At 57.9% G+C, this 16,030-nt stretch carries 16 protein-coding genes; 6 read left to right on the top strand and 10 right to left on the bottom strand.

Features of this window, described 5'->3' with window-relative positions; all coding sequences use genetic code 11:
• Window positions 1-10 precede the first annotated feature (10 nt).
• Together PL640_RS15395 and PL640_RS15390 are read right to left on the bottom strand one after the other, a co-directional pair.
• Window positions 11-658 carry a LysE family translocator gene (locus PL640_RS15395; RefSeq protein WP_142842271.1) on the bottom strand — a complete coding sequence of 216 codons (648 nt, stop codon included), beginning with the start codon at window positions 656-658 and terminating at the stop codon, window positions 11-13.
• Between the two features lie 134 nt (window positions 659-792).
• A complete protein-coding gene (locus tag PL640_RS15390; RefSeq protein ID WP_271362511.1) occupies window positions 793-1,647 on the bottom strand; it encodes an SDR family NAD(P)-dependent oxidoreductase in 855 nt (284 codons plus the stop codon).
• Window positions 1,648-1,962: 315 nt separating this feature from the next.
• On the opposite strand from PL640_RS15390, the gene PL640_RS15385 reads away from it, so the two are divergent.
• Window positions 1,963-3,186, top strand: a complete 1,224-nt coding sequence (locus PL640_RS15385; protein ID WP_046799755.1) for an argininosuccinate synthase — start codon at window positions 1,963-1,965, stop codon at window positions 3,184-3,186.
• 54 nt (window positions 3,187-3,240) lie between these two features.
• Here PL640_RS15385 and PL640_RS15380 read toward each other — a convergent pair whose 3' ends face one another.
• The 3 genes from PL640_RS15380 to PL640_RS15370 form a co-directional block, all read right to left on the bottom strand.
• Window positions 3,241-4,437 (bottom strand): multidrug effflux MFS transporter, encoded by a 1,197-nt coding sequence (locus tag PL640_RS15380; RefSeq protein WP_271362510.1) that lies wholly within the window; start codon window positions 4,435-4,437, stop codon window positions 3,241-3,243.
• Window positions 4,438-4,442: 5 nt separating this feature from the next.
• Window positions 4,443-4,901, bottom strand: coding sequence for a MarR family winged helix-turn-helix transcriptional regulator (locus tag PL640_RS15375; RefSeq protein ID WP_142842275.1), 459 nt, complete (start codon window positions 4,899-4,901; stop codon window positions 4,443-4,445).
• A gap of 133 nt (window positions 4,902-5,034) precedes the next feature.
• On the bottom strand, window positions 5,035-5,391 hold the full coding sequence (locus PL640_RS15370; RefSeq protein ID WP_271362509.1) for a hypothetical protein: 357 nt from the start codon (window positions 5,389-5,391) through the stop codon (window positions 5,035-5,037).
• Between the two features lie 244 nt (window positions 5,392-5,635).
• On the opposite strand from PL640_RS15370, the gene PL640_RS15365 reads away from it, so the two are divergent.
• The 4 genes from PL640_RS15365 (at window position 5,636) to ppa (ending at window position 11,093) form a co-directional block, all read left to right on the top strand.
• Window positions 5,636-7,696 carry a M3 family metallopeptidase gene (locus PL640_RS15365; RefSeq protein ID WP_271362508.1) on the top strand — a complete coding sequence of 687 codons (2,061 nt, stop codon included), beginning with the start codon at window positions 5,636-5,638 and terminating at the stop codon, window positions 7,694-7,696.
• A gap of 150 nt (window positions 7,697-7,846) precedes the next feature.
• Window positions 7,847-9,667 (top strand): translational GTPase TypA, encoded by a 1,821-nt coding sequence (gene typA / locus PL640_RS15360; RefSeq protein ID WP_046799559.1) that lies wholly within the window; start codon window positions 7,847-7,849, stop codon window positions 9,665-9,667.
• A gap of 216 nt (window positions 9,668-9,883) precedes the next feature.
• Window positions 9,884-10,390: a GNAT family N-acetyltransferase gene (locus PL640_RS15355; RefSeq protein ID WP_006310825.1), complete on the top strand. Its 507-nt coding sequence runs from the start codon at window positions 9,884-9,886 to the stop codon at window positions 10,388-10,390.
• A gap of 169 nt (window positions 10,391-10,559) precedes the next feature.
• Window positions 10,560-11,093 (top strand): inorganic diphosphatase, encoded by a 534-nt coding sequence (gene ppa, locus PL640_RS15350; RefSeq protein WP_003492422.1) that lies wholly within the window; start codon window positions 10,560-10,562, stop codon window positions 11,091-11,093.
• A 6-nt stretch (window positions 11,094-11,099) separates the two neighbouring features.
• On the opposite strand, the gene PL640_RS15345 is transcribed toward ppa, so the two are convergent.
• Together PL640_RS15345 and PL640_RS15340 are read right to left on the bottom strand one after the other, a co-directional pair.
• On the bottom strand, window positions 11,100-11,411 hold the full coding sequence (locus PL640_RS15345) for a DUF167 domain-containing protein (RefSeq protein ID WP_271362507.1): 312 nt from the start codon (window positions 11,409-11,411) through the stop codon (window positions 11,100-11,102).
• The gene (locus PL640_RS15340; RefSeq protein WP_271362506.1) at window positions 11,408-11,698 is read right to left on the bottom strand and encodes a YggT family protein; all 291 of its coding nucleotides are present in this window, start codon (window positions 11,696-11,698) and stop codon (window positions 11,408-11,410) included. Before PL640_RS15340 ends, PL640_RS15345 begins: the two co-directional genes overlap by 4 nt.
• Before the next feature lie 137 nt (window positions 11,699-11,835).
• Here PL640_RS15340 and PL640_RS15335 point away from each other — a divergent pair, with 137 nt between their 5' ends.
• The gene (locus PL640_RS15335) at window positions 11,836-13,068 is read left to right on the top strand and encodes an MFS transporter (RefSeq protein WP_271362505.1); all 1,233 of its coding nucleotides are present in this window, start codon (window positions 11,836-11,838) and stop codon (window positions 13,066-13,068) included.
• A 113-nt stretch (window positions 13,069-13,181) separates the two neighbouring features.
• Here PL640_RS15335 and PL640_RS15330 read toward each other — a convergent pair whose 3' ends face one another.
• The 3 genes from PL640_RS15330 to PL640_RS15320 are packed head-to-tail and all read right to left on the bottom strand — an operon-like array spanning window position 13,182 to window position 16,028.
• Complete coding sequence (locus tag PL640_RS15330; RefSeq protein WP_271362504.1) at window positions 13,182-13,913, bottom strand: glutamine amidotransferase; 732 nt, start codon at window positions 13,911-13,913, stop codon at window positions 13,182-13,184.
• A complete protein-coding gene (locus PL640_RS15325; RefSeq protein ID WP_142842282.1) occupies window positions 13,903-14,391 on the bottom strand; it encodes a tellurite resistance TerB family protein in 489 nt (162 codons plus the stop codon). Before PL640_RS15325 ends, PL640_RS15330 begins: the two co-directional genes overlap by 11 nt.
• 14 nt (window positions 14,392-14,405) lie before the next feature.
• Window positions 14,406-16,028: a heme biosynthesis protein HemY gene (locus tag PL640_RS15320; protein ID WP_271362503.1), complete on the bottom strand. Its 1,623-nt coding sequence runs from the start codon at window positions 16,026-16,028 to the stop codon at window positions 14,406-14,408.
• Window positions 16,029-16,030: the final 2 nt, after the last annotated feature.

Genomic DNA, 16,030 nt, shown 5'->3' with positions numbered 1-16,030 from the left:
TTATTTGTGCTCAGCGCGTCTGGGTGAAGAAAATCTTGACGGCGAAAAGCGAAAAGACACCGGCGATCGTGTAATCCAGTCCGCGCAGAACTTTCCGGTTGCGTTGTAGCCAGGCGGACAGGACATCGGCGGCGACAACGATGCCGATACCGATCGGCAATGCCACGATGATGGACCAGATGCCGAGGAAGATCAGCTTGCCGGTGACGTGCGGGTCGGAGGCGCTGACGAATTGCGGCAGGAAGGTCATGAAGAAGATGATGACCTTGGGGTTCAGCAGATTGACCCATATGCCGTTCAGCAAGGCCGATCTGAGCGAGGACTGCGGCTTTTCTCCATTGGTCTTCACCATCACGAAATCCGAGCCTTTACGGATCGCCTGAATGGCGAGCCAGACCAGATAGGCGGCCCCGCCGGTTTTCAGGATCAGGAAGGCTGTCGGGGAGGCGACGATGAGGGCGGCGACACCGAAGGCGACCAGCATCGTGTGCACGGTGATGCCGATATTGGTTCCGACCAGCGTCATGAAACCCGCTGCCCGGCCTTCGCGCAGCGAGCGGCTGATCCAGAGCGTCATGTCTGGCCCGGGCGTTACCGCCAGAAGCAGAATGGCAATGGTGAAGGCGATAAGTGTTGGCAAGCTTGGAACGAAATCCATCGCGGCACCCATGAAAGCGGCAAATGATGCCGTTGCTTAACGCGATTTCGGGTTTCTGCCAATGTTTTTGAGCCGCGGCGCCCAATGTGACTGTGGGGAGCCGCCACACCGTTCAAAGTGCGGCGGCTGATTATTCAGTTCTTGAGGAAGCTGGTGAAGGCTGCGGAATATTCCGTGTGCCAGCGCGACAGCGGTGGGCGGTTCTGGACGATATCCTGGGCCGCCCAGAGAATGCGCTTCTCATCCGTCGGGCGGTCTACTTCGCCGTCCGGGCAGAGAATGTAGAAATCGCCCCGGCTGACGCTCTCGATCATGAAATCGACGGTCTGCTCGCCGGTCCATGCGCCCTGCGGCTTTTCCGTCCTGCCATTGGCGGTCAGGCCGGTGAAGACGAAACCGGGAATTAGCAGATGGGCAGAAACCGCGCCTTCAGGAATATTGCGCAATTCGTGCTGAAGCGCTTCCGTGAAGGTTTTGACGCCTGACTTGGAGACGTTGTAGGCGGGATCGCCGGGCGGCGTGGTGATGCCCTGTTTAGAGCCGGTATTGATGATGAGTGCCGCCTCGCCATGGGCAACCATGCCCTGGCCGAAGACGCGGCTGCCGTTCACAACGCCCATCAAATTGACATTGATGACTTTTTCCCAATTGGCCTGTGGTCCGAAAATGGCGCTGCCGGGCTGGATGCCGGCATTGTTCATGAGAACGTGGACGCGTCCGAAACGCTGGATCACGGCGCGTTCCAGCGCCTCCAGTTCATCGAGTTTCGATACGTCGGTCGGGATGGCGACGATCTGCGCTTCGCCGTCCTTGGCGACGGTCAGAATATCCGCATGCGCTGCGGCGAGCTTTTCACCGTCGAGATCGACGAGCACGACACTCATGCCGAAACTCGCAAATTTGCGGGCGGCGGCAAGTCCGATGCCGGATGCCGCACCTGTTATGACAGCGACATTATCTTCCTTGAATGCAGGGTGGATGGTCGTCATAGGTTTCTCCTTCGCGTCGTTTCTGCTGTTTCCAGCGGTTTGCAACGTTGCCTGAACCTGAGTGGCTTCATTCACGGTCTTCAAGTCGATCGCGCCGCTTCATGATAAAGCGCGAATTTTCTAAATGCATGTGACAATCGCTTCGTTCCCATCAGCGCGGCCGGTCATCACCCGTCGCCAGACGCCTCCATCAATTGTTTTGTCGCTTATCTCACGGAAAAGCGCTTCACACATTTCGGGTTGCACTGTAAAAGTGCCGAAATCCCAAGGAAATGGCGGTACGCGGATGCCGTCATCATGCAGATGGACATCATTATGGCACTTCCGAAAGACGTTAAGAAAGTCGTTCTCGCCTATTCCGGCGGTCTCGACACCTCGATCATCCTGAAATGGCTTCAGACGGAACTCGGCGCTGAAGTCGTGACCTTCACTGCCGATCTCGGCCAGGGCGAAGAGCTTGAGCCGGCGCGCAAGAAGGCCGAGATGCTGGGCATCAAGGAAATCTTCATCGAGGACGTCCGCGAAGAATTCGTTCGTGACTTCGTGTTCCCGATGTTCCGCGCCAACGCCGTTTATGAAGGCGTCTACCTGCTCGGTACCTCGATTGCCCGTCCGCTGATTTCCAAGCACCTGATCGAGATCGCCAAAAAGACCGGTGCCGACGCCATTGCCCATGGCGCCACCGGCAAGGGCAACGACCAGGTCCGCTTCGAGCTTTCGGCCTATGCGCTGAACCCTGACATCAAGATCATCGCGCCCTGGCGTGACTGGGCGTTCAAGAGCCGTACCGACCTTCTGGAATTCGCCGAACAGAACCAGATCCCGGTCGCCAAGGACAAGAAGGGCGAAGCACCTTTCTCGGTTGACGCCAACCTGCTGCACTCCTCTTCCGAGGGTAAGGTTCTGGAAGACCCGGCACGGGAAGCGCCGGAATATGTTCACATGCGCACCATTTCCCCGGAAGCGGCGCCCGACAAGGCAACCGTTATCAAGGTCGGCTTCCGCAAGGGTGACGCCTGCTCCATCAATGGTGTTGAAATGTCGCCCGCGACGCTTCTCGCCACGCTCAACAATTATGGTCGGGAAAACGGCATCGGCCGTCTTGATCTGGTCGAGAACCGTTTCGTCGGCATGAAGTCGCGCGGCGTTTATGAAACGCCCGGCGGCACGATCCTGCTTGCCGCGCATCGCGCCATCGAATCCATCACGCTCGACCGGGGTGCAGCGCATCTCAAGGACGATCTGATGCCGCGTTACGCTGAACTCATCTATTACGGCTTCTGGTTCTCGCCGGAGCGCGAAATGCTTCAGGCTCTCATCGACAAGAGCCAGGAACATGTGGAAGGCGAAGTGACGCTGAAGCTCTACAAGGGCAATGTCATGGTAACCGGCCGCGAGAGCGAAAAGTCGCTCTATTCCGACGCGCTGGTGACCTTCGAGGACGACCACGGCGCTTACGACCAGAAGGATGCCGCTGGTTTCATCAAGCTCAATGCGCTGCGTCTTCGCACGCTCGCCAAGCGTAATCTCAGCAAGTAATCTTGCTGACGTGATAATAAAGGAACCCGCTGGCGGTGACGCCGGCGGGTTTTTTCATGACTGCCTTTTGGAGACGACGCGAAAGCCGATGTAGCTGGCGATTGCCGTGAACTCCATTATCGGGATGATAATGCCAAAGCCGGTCAGCGGGGAGCCGATGAGTGAGGCCGCAGCACCGCCCGCAAATCCCGACCCCATCTGAATGAAGCCCATCATCGCCGAGGCCGAACCGGCAATATGCGGGAAGGGGGCAAGGGCCGCCGTCACCATCGAGGGGGTCAACAACGCAATGCCGATTGTCGCGACTGCCACGGGCCCCATGATCGAGAGGAAGGATGGCGGTATCAGGAAGACCGACAGCAAAATGAGAAGGCCGCCCGCTCCCGAAAAACAGAGGCCGAGGATGACGGAACGGCGGTCACCCAGTCGCGGCGCGATATAACGCAGGGCGATGGAGCCAAAGAAATAAGCGCCGGTCTGCATCAGCATGCCGACGCCGAAGGCGGTAGGGGTCATGCCGACTTCATTGATGAGAATGAAGGTCAGCATCGTGGCCTGCGCATAAAGAGCGCCGATGGAACCGCCGAGCACGAGTGCGGCAAATAGAAAACGTGGCTGGGTCAGCAATGTGCCATAGGCAGACAGGAGACGGCGGGGGCGGATCAGGTTTTTGTCTGGCACTGTCGTTTCGCGTAGAAACACCACGACCGCAAAGATGGCGATGGCCCCGAGACCGGCCATGAGGAAAAACACCGACTGCCAGCCGAAGGCTGCAAGCGATAACCCGCCAATCGTCGGTCCCATTGCCGGGCCGACAGCCAGCATGATGCCGATGAGATTCATGATGCTGGAAGCATCAGCGCCGGTGAACTGGTCGCGTACCACGGCGCGCGCCACTGTCATTCCGACAGAGGCGCCGATGCCCTGTACCAGTCGTGCGAAGAGCAGGACTTCAATTGTCGGGGCAAAAACCGCAAGCAGCCCGCCGCCGAGAAAGATTGAAAGAAAGACCAGACTGGCCTTCCGCCGTCCAAAAGCGTCGGATGCCGGTCCGGCGATCAACTGGGCGACGGCGAAACCGGCAAAATAAAGCGACAGGCTGAGTTTGACGGCGGGTTCGGTGGTGGCAAAAACCCGTGTCAGTTCCGGCATGGCGGGTGTGTAGATCGCCATGGAAATGGGCGCCAGCGCCGTCAGTAACGCACCGAGTATTGCCGTGCGCTTTCTGGACATGATCGTTTCTGGCGACATTGCGATCAGCCGTTCTGGCTCGGCTGTTCCGGCTGCAGATTGTTGCGAAGTGTCTGCAGGAAGCTGCGGAAGAGCGCCACTTCTTCCTCGTTCAGGCCCTGGGTGGCGTGACGGACCAGCTGGTCGATTTCCTGCCGCACGGCTTCAAGCATGTCGGCGGAGGTTTTCGTCAACACGATGCGCTTGGAACGTCTGTCCTGCGGGTCCTGCTGGCGCTCGATGAGGTCAAGAGATTGCAGCTTGTCGAGATAGGCGCAGATCGTCATGGGCTCAATGCCGAGGCGGGCGGCGATGTCCGATTGTTTGCTGCCATCAACCACGGCAACCGTCAGCAATGCTCTCGCCTCGCCGGGGGTCAGGCCAAGCCCAGCCTCGGAAATGCGGCGCTCAAATGCACTGTTCAGCAGACGTGCGCCGCTGTTCAGCAAAAATGCCAATGAATCTTTTTCGCGTTTCGTGCCCATGCTTCGCCTTTTGGTAAGTCAGCCTTACTAAATTCCGGGCGATAATCAATGGTACACAAATCATATTGTCGAAAATCGAGTAAAGTATGTGTCGGTTCGGTTGTTATATGCTCGGCAAGATAGTCGAAGATCGTTACACCAAAGCAAAGAAAGACAGGATGTCCTGCATTTTTTGCGCCTCATCCGTCGTGCCGATGGAGCTGGCGATTTCGGCCCGGTCGGAAAAATACGACAGGAAGTCGAAATCCGTATCATCGGTCACGTTGGATAGGTCGATTACCTCGCCATTGGCGTTCAGTGTCTGCACCGGCAGTTCAGAGGAAAGCTCAAGCCAGGTATCGTGGCCGATTTTCCCCGCATCATAATATTCCTGAGCGATTTCGCGCAATTCGCGCGGGCTGAGGCGGGTGAAATCGATGCGCTTCACCGTCTCCTCGAAGCCAGCACCTGCATCGGATTTGGCCGCCTTGCCGAAATCGGTATTACCCACGGATCTGGCATTTCTGGAATTGTCCCTGAAAAGGAAATTATTAGAGGACCTTAAAGAATAAATCTCCATTATACATATCTCCATCATGGGATATTATTTCAATAAACCAGATCATGTCGCCGCGGCTCCGGTCAATACTTCGCCGTGGAGACATTGGCGTATTCCACACCAAATTCCGGATATTGAATTGGCGGTGGAGGCGTGCCCATATGGGTTTAAACCGGAATTGTACAAGGAAGATGAAATGCCATCCAAGACCGCGCTTTATCCCGCACTCGTTACCTGGAACGGTCACAACGGTCTGCCGAAATTCGATGCGGTCAAGGATGAGGATTTCGCTCCGGCCTTCGAAGCTGCCCTTCTCTCGCACGAACAGGAAATCGATGCGATTGCCGGCAATGCGCAGGCGCCAAGCTTTGAAAACACCGTGACCGCGCTCGAAATTGCAGGCGACGAGCTTTCGCGCATTTCAGCCCTGTTCTGGAACAAGGCAGGGGCGCATACCAATAGCGCCATTCAGACACTGGAGCGGGAAATCGCACCGAAAATGTCGCGGCACTATTCGAAGATCGGCATGAATGAGGCCCTGTTCACGCGTATCGACACATTGTGGGAAAAGCGCGAGTCGCTCGGGCTGACGGGTGAGGAAAAACGCGTTCTCGAGCGCCACTGGAAAGGTTTCGTGCGCTCCGGCGCCAAGTTGCAGAAAGACCGGCAGGAACGGCTGGCGGCAATCAACGAGGAGCTTGCCGGTCTTGGCGCCAGCTTCGGGCAGAATGTGCTGGCGGATGAAAAAAGCTGGAAGCTGCTGCTTTCCACGGAAGAGGAACTTGCCGGCATTCCCGGTTTTCTGCGCGATGCGATGGCGGGCGCTGCCCGCGAGCATGGCGAAGACGGGAAATTCGCCGTTACTCTTTCCCGCTCGATCATTGAGCCCTTTCTGACTTTTTCCGAGCGCCGAGATTTGCGCGAACAGGCCTTCAAGGCCTGGGTGGCGCGGGGTGAAAACGGCGGCGAGACCGACAATCGCGACATTGTCCGCCGCACACTCGAACTGCGCGAGGAAAAGGCAAAGCTTCTCGGTTACGCGAATTTCGCCGCTTATAAGCTCGATGATACAATGGCAAAAACGCCCGATGCCGTGAATGGCCTTCTCGGTCAGGTCTGGGAAAAGGCGGTTCTTCGCGCCGGTGAGGAAGAAGCCGAGCTTGCCGCCATCATTGCCGAGGAAGGCAGGAACCACGAAGTTTTACCCTGGGACTGGCGGCATTATGCCGAAAAGCTGCGGACGTGGAAATTCAGCTTCTCCGAGACTGAGTTGAAACCCTATCTGCAACTGGAAAAGATTATCGAGGCCTGCTTCGATGTGGCCAATCGTCTTTTTTCCATTCGGGTCACGGAAGTGAAAGGCATCGCCGCTTATCATCCGGATGTGCGGGTTTTCGAAATCCGCGATGAGAAGGGCGATCTGAAGGCCATGTTCCTTGGCGATTATTTCGCCCGTCCTTCCAAGCGTTCCGGCGCGTGGATGAGTTCGTTCCAGTCGCAGCACAAGCTGCCCTTGAAGAACGGCACCATCGGCGAAATACCGATCATCTATAATGTCTGCAATTTCGCGAAACCGGCCGAAGGAAAACCGGCACTGCTGTCGCTGGATGATGCGCGCACGCTGTTTCACGAATTTGGCCACGCGCTGCATGGCATGTTGTCTGATGTCACTTACCCTTCCGTGTCTGGAACGGGTGTCTCGCGCGATTTCGTGGAATTGCCGTCGCAGCTTTACGAACATTGGCTGACGGTGCCGGAAATTCTGGAAAAATACGCGCTGCATTATGAAACCGGTGCGCCGATGCCAAAGGCGCTGCTGGACAAGGTTCTGGCCGCGCAGACCTTCAATGCCGGTTTCAGCACGGTGGAATTCACGTCTTCGGCCATCGTAGACATGGCTTTCCACACCCGCGACAACGTCGGTGATCCAATGGCCGTGCAGGGTGAGGTGCTTTCCTCGCTCAACATGCCGAAATCCATCGTCATGCGGCATGCGACGCCGCATTTCCAGCATGTGTTCTCGGGCGATGGTTATTCCGCCGGTTATTATTCCTACATGTGGTCGGAAGTGCTGGATGCCGATGCGTTTTCCGCTTTTGAGGAAACCGGCAATGCCTTTGATGGTCAGATGGCGCGCCGGCTGAAGGAGAATATCTATTCCGTCGGCGGTTCGGTGGATCCGGAGGAGGCCTATCTTGCCTTTCGCGGCAAGATGCCGAGCCCGGATGCGATGCTTTTGAAGCGCGGCCTTGTATAAGAGACTGTCATAATTCTCAGCTAGAACCTGAGCGCAGGGGGCTTATGACACAGGCCCCCCTTTCGCATTTGCAAAAAAAAGGTTATGAGCGCGCCAAACTAAATTGGCGTTTCTCATCAATATAGCGCCCAACCTCAGAGATTTTGAACAATGGCACTTCGCAACATCGCGATCATCGCGCACGTTGACCATGGAAAAACGACGCTCGTGGACGAGCTTCTGAAGCAGTCCGGCTCGTTCCGCGACAACCAGCGCGTCGCCGAGCGTGTGATGGACAGCAACGATCTCGAAAAGGAACGTGGCATCACCATTCTCGCCAAGGCGACCTCGGTGGAGTGGAAGGGTGTTCGCATCAACATCGTCGACACCCCCGGCCACGCCGACTTCGGCGGCGAAGTCGAGCGTATCCTGTCGATGGTGGATGGCGCGATCGTTCTGGTCGACAGCTCCGAAGGCCCGATGCCGCAGACCAAGTTCGTGGTCAGCAAGGCACTGAAGGTTGGTCTTCGCCCGATCGTCGCGATCAACAAGATCGACCGTCCGGATGGCCGCCACGAAGAAGTCATCAACGAAGTGTTCGACCTTTTCGCGAACCTCGACGCCACCGACGAGCAGCTCGACTTCCCGATCCTTTACGGTTCCGGTCGTGATGGCTGGATGAACGTCAACCCGGAAGGCCCGAAGGATCAGGGTCTCGCACCGCTGCTCGATCTGGTTCTCGAGCACGTTCCGGAGCCCAAGGTCGAAGAAGGTCCGTTCCGTCTTATCGGCACGATCCTTGAAGCCAACCCCTTCCTTGGCCGTATCATCACCGGCCGCATCGCCTCCGGTTCGATCAAGCCGAACCAGGCCGTGAAGGTGCTGGGCCAGGATGGCAAGACGATCGAAACCGGCCGTATTTCCAAGATTCTCGCATTCCGCGGTATCGAGCGCACCGCGATCGATGAGGCTCATGCGGGCGACATCGTTGCGATCGCCGGCCTTTCGAAGGGTACCGTTGCAGACACCTTCTGTGATCCCTCCGTCACCGAGGCGATGACCGCGCAGCCGATCGACCCGCCGACCGTTACCATGTCCTTCATCGTCAACGACAGCCCGCTTGCCGGTACCGAAGGTGACAAGGTTACCAGCCGCGTTATCCGCGACCGTCTGTTCAAGGAAGCCGAAGGCAACGTTGCGCTGAAGATCGAAGAAGCCGAAGGCAAGGATTCGTTCTTCGTGTCCGGCCGTGGCGAATTGCAGCTGGCCGTGCTGATCGAAACCATGCGCCGTGAAGGCTTCGAACTTGCCGTGTCGCGTCCGCGCGTCGTGATGCACAAGGATGAGAACGGCACCCTGCTGGAGCCGATCGAAGAAGTCGTGATCGACGTTGACGAAGAGCATTCCGGCGTCGTCGTTCAGAAGATGTCCGAGCGCAAGGCTGAAATGGCCGAGCTGCGTCCTTCCGGCGGCAATCGCGTTCGTCTGAAGTTCTACGCCCCGACCCGTGGTCTGATCGGCTACCAGTCGGAACTGCTGACCGACACGCGCGGCACGGCAATCATGAACCGCCTGTTCCACGATTATCAGCCCTTCAAGGGCCAGATCGCCGGTCGCGTCAACGGCGTTCTGCTGTCGAATGGTTCGGGCGAAGCCGTCGCTTACGCCATGTTCAACCTTGAAGATCGCGGCCCGATGATTATCGAGCCGGGTGAAAAGGTCTATGCGGGCATGATCATCGGCATTCACACCCGCGATAACGATCTCGAAGTGAACGTGCTGAAGGGCAAGCAGCTGACCAACATCCGCGCTGCCGGCAAGGATGAAGCCGTCAAGCTCACACCGCCGATCCGCATGACGCTTGATCGCGCTCTTTCCTGGATCCAGGAAGACGAGCTGATGGAAGTGACGCCGAAGTCCATCCGTCTGCGCAAGATGTTCCTCGACGCCAACGATCGCAAGCGTTTCGAAAAGGCCAAGCTCGCTGTGTGATTGCGGCTTGTTATTACGAATTTGAAAGAACCCGGCTTCGAGCCGGGTTTTTTTATGCGTTCGTTTTTATGTGTGCATGAGTCGAAAGGTGCTTGTGTCAAAGGTTAAGGATGCGTTAATTTTTGCTGGTCGTCCACATGAATAGGCTGTGGGTAAGCTTGCCGCTGTTAACCTTTATGGCTGGCAAGTTTCCGTGGCCGGGGCCAGAATCGCGTTATGAAAACGTTATCCATCGATGTTCGCCGTGCCGAGCCGCATGATGCGCGCGCTATCTCCGAAGCGCACCGTCTGTCGTGGCAACAGGCCTATGCGGGGCTTATCCCGCATCGGCCGTTGACGCAGATGCTGGAGCGCCGCGGCGAAATCTGGTGGAAGAAGGCGACCAGAGGCTCTGCCACAATGCTGGTGGTGGAAGTGGCCGGTGTGGTTGCCGGATATGCGACGCTGGGCCTCAGCCGCGCGCGCGGCTTGCCGCATGACGGCGAGATTTACGAACTTTATCTGCGGCCGGAATATCAGGGCATCGGGCTCGGTTCGCTGCTGTTTACGGAGGCCCGCAGGCTGCTGACATCGCTCGGCTGCAATGGCATCGTCGTCTGGTGTCTCGAAGACAGCGACGTCGCCAATCGGTTCTTCCGTTCGCATGGCGGCCGTGACATTGCCGAAGGCATGGAAGATTTCGGCGGCAAGTCGTTACGCAAGGTTGGTTTCGTCTGGAACTGACAAAAGCTGCAGATGGATTACCTGCCGGTGCGGTCTTTTCGCGTCGCCATGCGTAATCGCGATAACCTCAAATCCGGCATTCTGCCTTATCCGCTCAAAGCCATGTTGCAATGCGGCGACTTTCCCAGTATCGAAAACCAAATCCAACCCGATGAATTGAGGGAAGCGAATGCGTATCGATGCAATTTCCATAGGCAAGAACCCGCCGGATGACGTGAATGTTATCGTTGAGGTGCCGGTCGGTGGCCATCCGATCAAGTACGAGATGGACAAGGACGCCGGTGCGCTGATCGTCGATCGCTTCCTCTACACGCCGATGACCTATCCGGGTAACTATGGCTTCGTGCCGCACACGCTGTCCGACGATGGCGACCCGATCGACGTTCTCATCTGCAACACCCGTCCGCTGGTTCCCGGCTGTGTTATCAACGTCCGCCCCATCGGCGTGATGATCATGGAAGATGACGGTGGCAAGGACGAGAAAATCCTCGCTGTTCCGGCTCCGAAGCTGACGCGCCGTTACGACAAGGTTCATAACTACACCGACCTGCCGGAAATCACGCTGAAGCAGATCGAACACTTCTTCGAACACTACAAGGATCTGGAGCCCGGCAAGTGGGTGAAGATGGGCGGCTGGCAGGATGTCGACGTCGCCAAGAAGCTGATCGTCGAAGCCATCGAGCGCTACAAGGCGCAGGGCTGATAGGCTTTAGTCGGCCAGCTTGTTAAAACGTTCTTCGAAATCCTCCGGCTCGGTGTCGATCCGGAGGATTTTTTTGCGCGCTGTTTCGCCTGAAATGAAGGTGATGGAAGACTTGGGCAGTCTGAGTTTTTTCGCCAGCAAAACAATCAGTGCCTTGTTCGCTTTGCCGCCTTCCGGCACGGCGCTGACGCGGGCTTTCAGATAGGCACGTCCGTCCGTATCCTGCTCCACGCCGTCAATAGCATCACGCCCGCCGCTCGGCGTCAGGCGAACGGACAGGCGGACATGATCATCGTGTTTCTGCCAGAAGCCGCTCAAACGGTCATCGGATAAAGCGTGTTCCACATGAAGGAGCGGATGAAGAAGATGAGCAGCAGCAGGATGATCGGCGAAATGTCGATGCCGCCGAGATTGGGCAGAATGCGGCGGATGGGGCGAAGGGCCGGTTCCGTGACATTGACCAGGAAGCTGCCGATGGCGTTCACAAACTGGTTGCGGGAATTGATGACGTTGAAGGCATACAGCCAGGAAAAAATGGCGCTGGCGATCAGCACCCACGTGTAGAGGTTCAAAGCCAGATCGATGGTCTGAAACAGGGCAAGCATCAATATCTCCGTATCTTGGTTGCAAGACATTTAGACATTCGCCGGTGAACCGGCAAGTGTTGCGCCAATAGGGCTGGCGATTCTTGTGATATCGCTCTATTGCAAACGTCTCATATTCTCTCGAGAGCACCCAGCCGATGTCCCTGCCTTCTGCCGAAAACCGTTTCGGTGCATTCCGGCATAGTTCCTATCGTCGCTTCTTCAGCGCCCGCTTTTTTTCAGCCTTCGCCATCCAGATTGTCAGTGTCTCAGTCGGCTGGCAGATGTATGAGGTGACCGGCAATGCCTTTTATCTTGGTCTGATCGGGCTTTTTCAGTTTCTGCCATCGCTGCTTCTGATCCTTGTTACCGGAACAGTCGCCGATAGGCACAATCGCCGGCGCATCATGGCCATTTGCCTGGTGATTGCGGCTGGCTGCGCCGCGGCGCTGCTTGGCCTGACGCTGACGCACAGTTTTTCTCCCTGGCCGGTCTTCGCCATTCTCGTGGTGTTTGGCATAGAGCGGGCATTCATGGGGCCAGCAGTTCAATCACTGGCGCCCAATCTTGTCCCTGTCGAGGATTTACCGAACGCCATTGCGTGGAATTCTTCTTCCTGGCAGATGGCATCCATTCTTGGCCCGGTTGCGGGTGGCCTGCTTTATGGTCTCGGCGCTTCCGTTGCCTATATCGTGGCATTCGTGCTCTTCATCGTGTCGGCAATGTTGGCGGTGACAATCCGTAAGCCGGAACAGCGCGGTCCCGCGAAAGCCATCAGCCTCGAAACGATGCTGGCCGGGTTCAAATTCATTTCGCAGGAAAAAATCGTCCTCGGGGCCATTTCGCTCGACCTCTTCGCGGTCCTGCTGGGCGGCGCCGTCGCGCTGATGCCGATTTTCGCCAAGGAAGTTCTGACGCTCGGGCCATGGGGTCTCGGGCTTTTACGCGCCGCCCCGGGCCTTGGTGCAATTACCGTTGCCGTCATTCTGGCCTTCAGGCCCATCCGCCATCATGCCGGCCTGCTGATGTTTATCGGTGTTGGTCTCTTCGGCATTTCCACTGTCGTATTCGGTCTTTCCGAAACCGCGTGGGTGTCGATTGCCGCACTGGTGGTTATGGGCGCATCGGACATGGTGTCGGTCTATGTGCGGGAAACTCTGATCGCGCTCTGGACGCCAGATGAGGTGCGCGGGCGTGTGAATGCGGTGAACATGGTGTTTGTAGGTGCATCGAACGAGCTGGGTGAATTCCGGGCCGGCACCATGGCGCATGTTGTCGGGGCGGTGCCGGCCGTCGTCATCGGCGGGGCAGGCACCCTTGCTGTCGCGGTCATTTGGGCGCTTGGTTTTTCGAAGCTGCGCAAGATCGACAATCTCGACGCACCGCACTGATGGCGATGGGCCTTGGATCGGCGGCAGATAATCGGAATTGGTCTCGCCGCTCCAGGCTTTTGCTTGAGCATCGGATTTTCAGAAAACCGCGATGCACTTTTCGGTGCGATGCTCTAGCGCTGTGCCTTGCCTTCAAAAACCAGATCGAGGAAATTGCTGAGCCACGAGCGGAGCGGCGTGTCGAACAACATGCGGCCCTCGAGGTGCTGGCTGCCGACCTGCGCATTCGGCATGCCAAAACGTTGCGCGCCGCGCACCACCCAGCTGTGCATCATGGCGCGGGTGAGTTCGGCATGAAACTGTAGCCCCCAGGCATTTTTTCCGTATCGATAAGCCTGATTGGGATAGGTTTCGCCCGATGCCAGAAGCTCGGCTCCGCGCGGCAGCTCGAACCCTTCCTTGTGGAAATGATAGACCATCTTCGGCCAATGCGGCATCAAAAGCCGTCCATGTTCGGTGGCGTGAAGCGGATACCAGCCGATTTCCACCTTGCCTTCCCTGTCGGCCTCAACCTTGCCGCCCAGATGTTTGGACAACATCTGCGCACCAAGACAGATACCGAGAAACGGCTTGTTTTCCTTCAGCGGCACCTTCAGCCAGTCAATTTCGGCTTTAACGTAATCATGGGGGTCATTGGCGCTCATCGGGCCGCCGAAGATAATGGCCCCGGCATGTTTTTCGAGCGTTTGCGGCAGGTCGTCGCCGAGTGCGGGTCGCCTTATATCCAGCCGATAGCCTTTTTCCACCAGCATCTGGCCAACGCGGCCGGGGGTGGAACGTTCCTGATGCAGGATAATGAGCAGCGAAGGTTGTTTTCCCTGTTGCCTGGAAGGGTCAAACAGCATCGTCTTGGTTTTCGCTTTCTTCAGCCGGCCCGGACCGCGTGGCGGCCTGCTGACGTTGCAGAACCCTGTCGCGAACGGAAACACCGAGCAGATCGGCGACTCGCCAGATCACATGGTCTTCCATTTCGCTTCGTTCACCGTCAGCGTAAACAATATCCCATAATATGCCAATAAGCTCCACGCGCTGATCTTCGTCGAGATGGCGGCGGATATCGGTGGTGAAGCGGTAATAATCGACGGCTTCCTTGCCGGCCTCCTGACCGGCGGCGAGAAGAGCGTCCAGCTTGCCGGCATCGAGATGGTAATAATCCTGCAGGATTTCACGCAGGCGGTCACGCTCGCTTTTCGAGACAGTGCCATCCGCTTCCATGACCTGAAAACAGAGGGCGGCGACTGCCACCCTCAAATCATCGGGGCTGAAATCATCCGCATGCGGACCGACGAGGTTTTGAATAAACGACTGAATCCGGTTGAGCATCGATATCCTGCTGGTCAGAAGAGTTTGAGCCGGGTCTTGGGTTCGGCTTCCGCTCCGGGTTTCTTGACGCCGGGGTCATCCGGCGCGCCGCCGAAGAAGGGTACGGCTTCCGCCTTCTCATCCGCTGCATTGGTTTCAACCGGCGCTTCGATGGTGGCGGGCTTATTCTCCTTCGGAACCGATACGGCCGGCGCCACCACTATCGGTGCGGCGGGAGCGGATTTCGGCTCGGCACGAGGCTCGGGAGCAGTTTCGACGGCGATTGCTTTCGCAACCGGTTCCGGTTCCGCCCTTGCTGGCGCTGCGGCAATCGCATTTTCGATTGTCAGGTCTTCGACAGGACCTTCGAGCTGGCCAAACGGTGCTTTCCATTCGAAGGCATCGAGACGGCCCGTCACTGGCGAAACCGGCAGCCATTTTTCCGAAACGACGCTATCCGCCACCCAGGCAGGGTCACGCGGCGCGCGCAGCGCCTGCGCCATCCAGTAGCGCACCCGGCCCTGATCGCCGGTTTCGGCCTCTTCGATATCGGCCATCAGCAGGAAGATGCTTTCGCGCGGCTCGATCCGGGCTGCGGCCTCTGCCTTGGCCCGCGCCTTGGCAAATTCCTTGGCGTCGAGTGCTGCCTGCGCCACGGCGAACAGGGATTCGATATTGTTGGGCTTCAGGCTTTCGAGCCGCTCGGCACGTTTCAGCCGGTCAATGGCGGTATCACCGCTGCGGGCGCGGACATAAAGTTCGGCGATCTGCGGGTGCGGATCGGTTTTCCACACGGGCTCCAGAACCGTGGCGGCCTTGCGTAGATTGTCTTCGCGCAGATAGGATTTTGCTGCGATCAGCGCTGCCGGAACGAGGCTCTTCGCGAGCTTGAGGGCGTGTTTGGCATCCTCGCGGGCACCTATCGGATCGCTTTCCAGCTTTTCGCCGGCCTTGGCGGTGAGAAGCACGGCTTTCAGCCGCTCAGCCTCGCCGCGTTCGATGACGCTGGCTGCCTTTTGCTGGTCGAGCAGACGGATCGCGTCATCCCACTGTCCATTGCGACAACGATTTTCCAGCGTCGCCTGTGCTGCCCAGGGCAGGTAGGGGGCTTTTTCCGCCGCGTCCTCGGCATATTGCTGGGCGGCCTCATATGCACCCTGACGGCGCGCCTCAATATAAAGGCCGCGAAGGCCAAGCTCGCGGGTTTCGGGATCGCGGGCCATGGCTTCGAACTTGCGGCGCGCCTCGTCATATTTGCCTTCGATGAGATCGGCCTGCGCATCGAGCAGGTGGATCAGCGGCTCCTGATCGGCGTTGAGCAATCCTTGTGTGCGAGCCGTCATCTTGCGGGCGAGAATGGCGTTTCCGGCACCAGCGGCAATGAGGCCGGTGGAGAGCGCCTGATAACCGCGGTCACGCTTGCGGGCACGGAAATAACGGCGGGCGGCATTGGGCGAGGTCCAGACGGCGTTGACGACCCACCAGACCAGCATGACGGCCGCAACGAGCGCTGCGATGATCGAGGCGGCGACCATCAGGCTCATTTCGATCAGCTGGCCCTGCCAGACGATGGAAAGCACGCCCGGCCGGTCTGCCAGCCAGGAAAAGCCGAAACCGAGCGCCAGAACGATAAGGGCGAAAGTCAAAATTCTGGTCATGC

The organism is Agrobacterium sp. ST15.16.024, from assembly GCF_027956545.1.
In the GTDB taxonomy this organism is placed as follows: domain Bacteria; phylum Pseudomonadota; class Alphaproteobacteria; order Rhizobiales; family Rhizobiaceae; genus Agrobacterium; species Agrobacterium cucumeris.
The sequence above is the reverse complement of the archived record's forward strand: the minus strand, read 5'-3'. Positions and strand labels throughout refer to the sequence as shown.

What these genes read in the sequence shown, in the direction of transcription:
- PL640_RS15395 (WP_142842271.1), bottom strand. Translation starts at nt 658, where the DNA reads ATGGATTTCGTTCCAAGCTTGCCAACACTTATCGCCTTCACCATTGCC.
- PL640_RS15390 (WP_271362511.1), bottom strand. Translation starts at nt 1,647, where the DNA reads ATGACGACCATCCACCCTGCATTCAAGGAAGATAATGTCGCTGTCATA.
- PL640_RS15385 (WP_046799755.1), top strand. Translation starts at nt 1,963, where the DNA reads ATGGCACTTCCGAAAGACGTTAAGAAAGTCGTTCTCGCCTATTCCGGC.
- PL640_RS15380 (WP_271362510.1), bottom strand. Translation starts at nt 4,437, where the DNA reads ATGTCGCCAGAAACGATCATGTCCAGAAAGCGCACGGCAATACTCGGT.
- PL640_RS15375 (WP_142842275.1), bottom strand. Translation starts at nt 4,901, where the DNA reads ATGGGCACGAAACGCGAAAAAGATTCATTGGCATTTTTGCTGAACAGC.
- PL640_RS15365 (WP_271362508.1), top strand. Translation starts at nt 5,636, where the DNA reads ATGCCATCCAAGACCGCGCTTTATCCCGCACTCGTTACCTGGAACGGT.
- typA (WP_046799559.1), top strand. Translation starts at nt 7,847, where the DNA reads ATGGCACTTCGCAACATCGCGATCATCGCGCACGTTGACCATGGAAAA.
- PL640_RS15355 (WP_006310825.1), top strand. Translation starts at nt 9,884, where the DNA reads ATGAAAACGTTATCCATCGATGTTCGCCGTGCCGAGCCGCATGATGCG.
- ppa (WP_003492422.1), top strand. Translation starts at nt 10,560, where the DNA reads ATGCGTATCGATGCAATTTCCATAGGCAAGAACCCGCCGGATGACGTG.
- PL640_RS15340 (WP_271362506.1), bottom strand. Translation starts at nt 11,698, where the DNA reads ATGCTTGCCCTGTTTCAGACCATCGATCTGGCTTTGAACCTCTACACG.
- PL640_RS15335 (WP_271362505.1), top strand. Translation starts at nt 11,836, where the DNA reads ATGTCCCTGCCTTCTGCCGAAAACCGTTTCGGTGCATTCCGGCATAGT.
- PL640_RS15330 (WP_271362504.1), bottom strand. Translation starts at nt 13,913, where the DNA reads ATGCTGTTTGACCCTTCCAGGCAACAGGGAAAACAACCTTCGCTGCTC.
- PL640_RS15325 (WP_142842282.1), bottom strand. Translation starts at nt 14,391, where the DNA reads ATGCTCAACCGGATTCAGTCGTTTATTCAAAACCTCGTCGGTCCGCAT.
- PL640_RS15320 (WP_271362503.1), bottom strand. Translation starts at nt 16,028, where the DNA reads ATGACCAGAATTTTGACTTTCGCCCTTATCGTTCTGGCGCTCGGTTTC.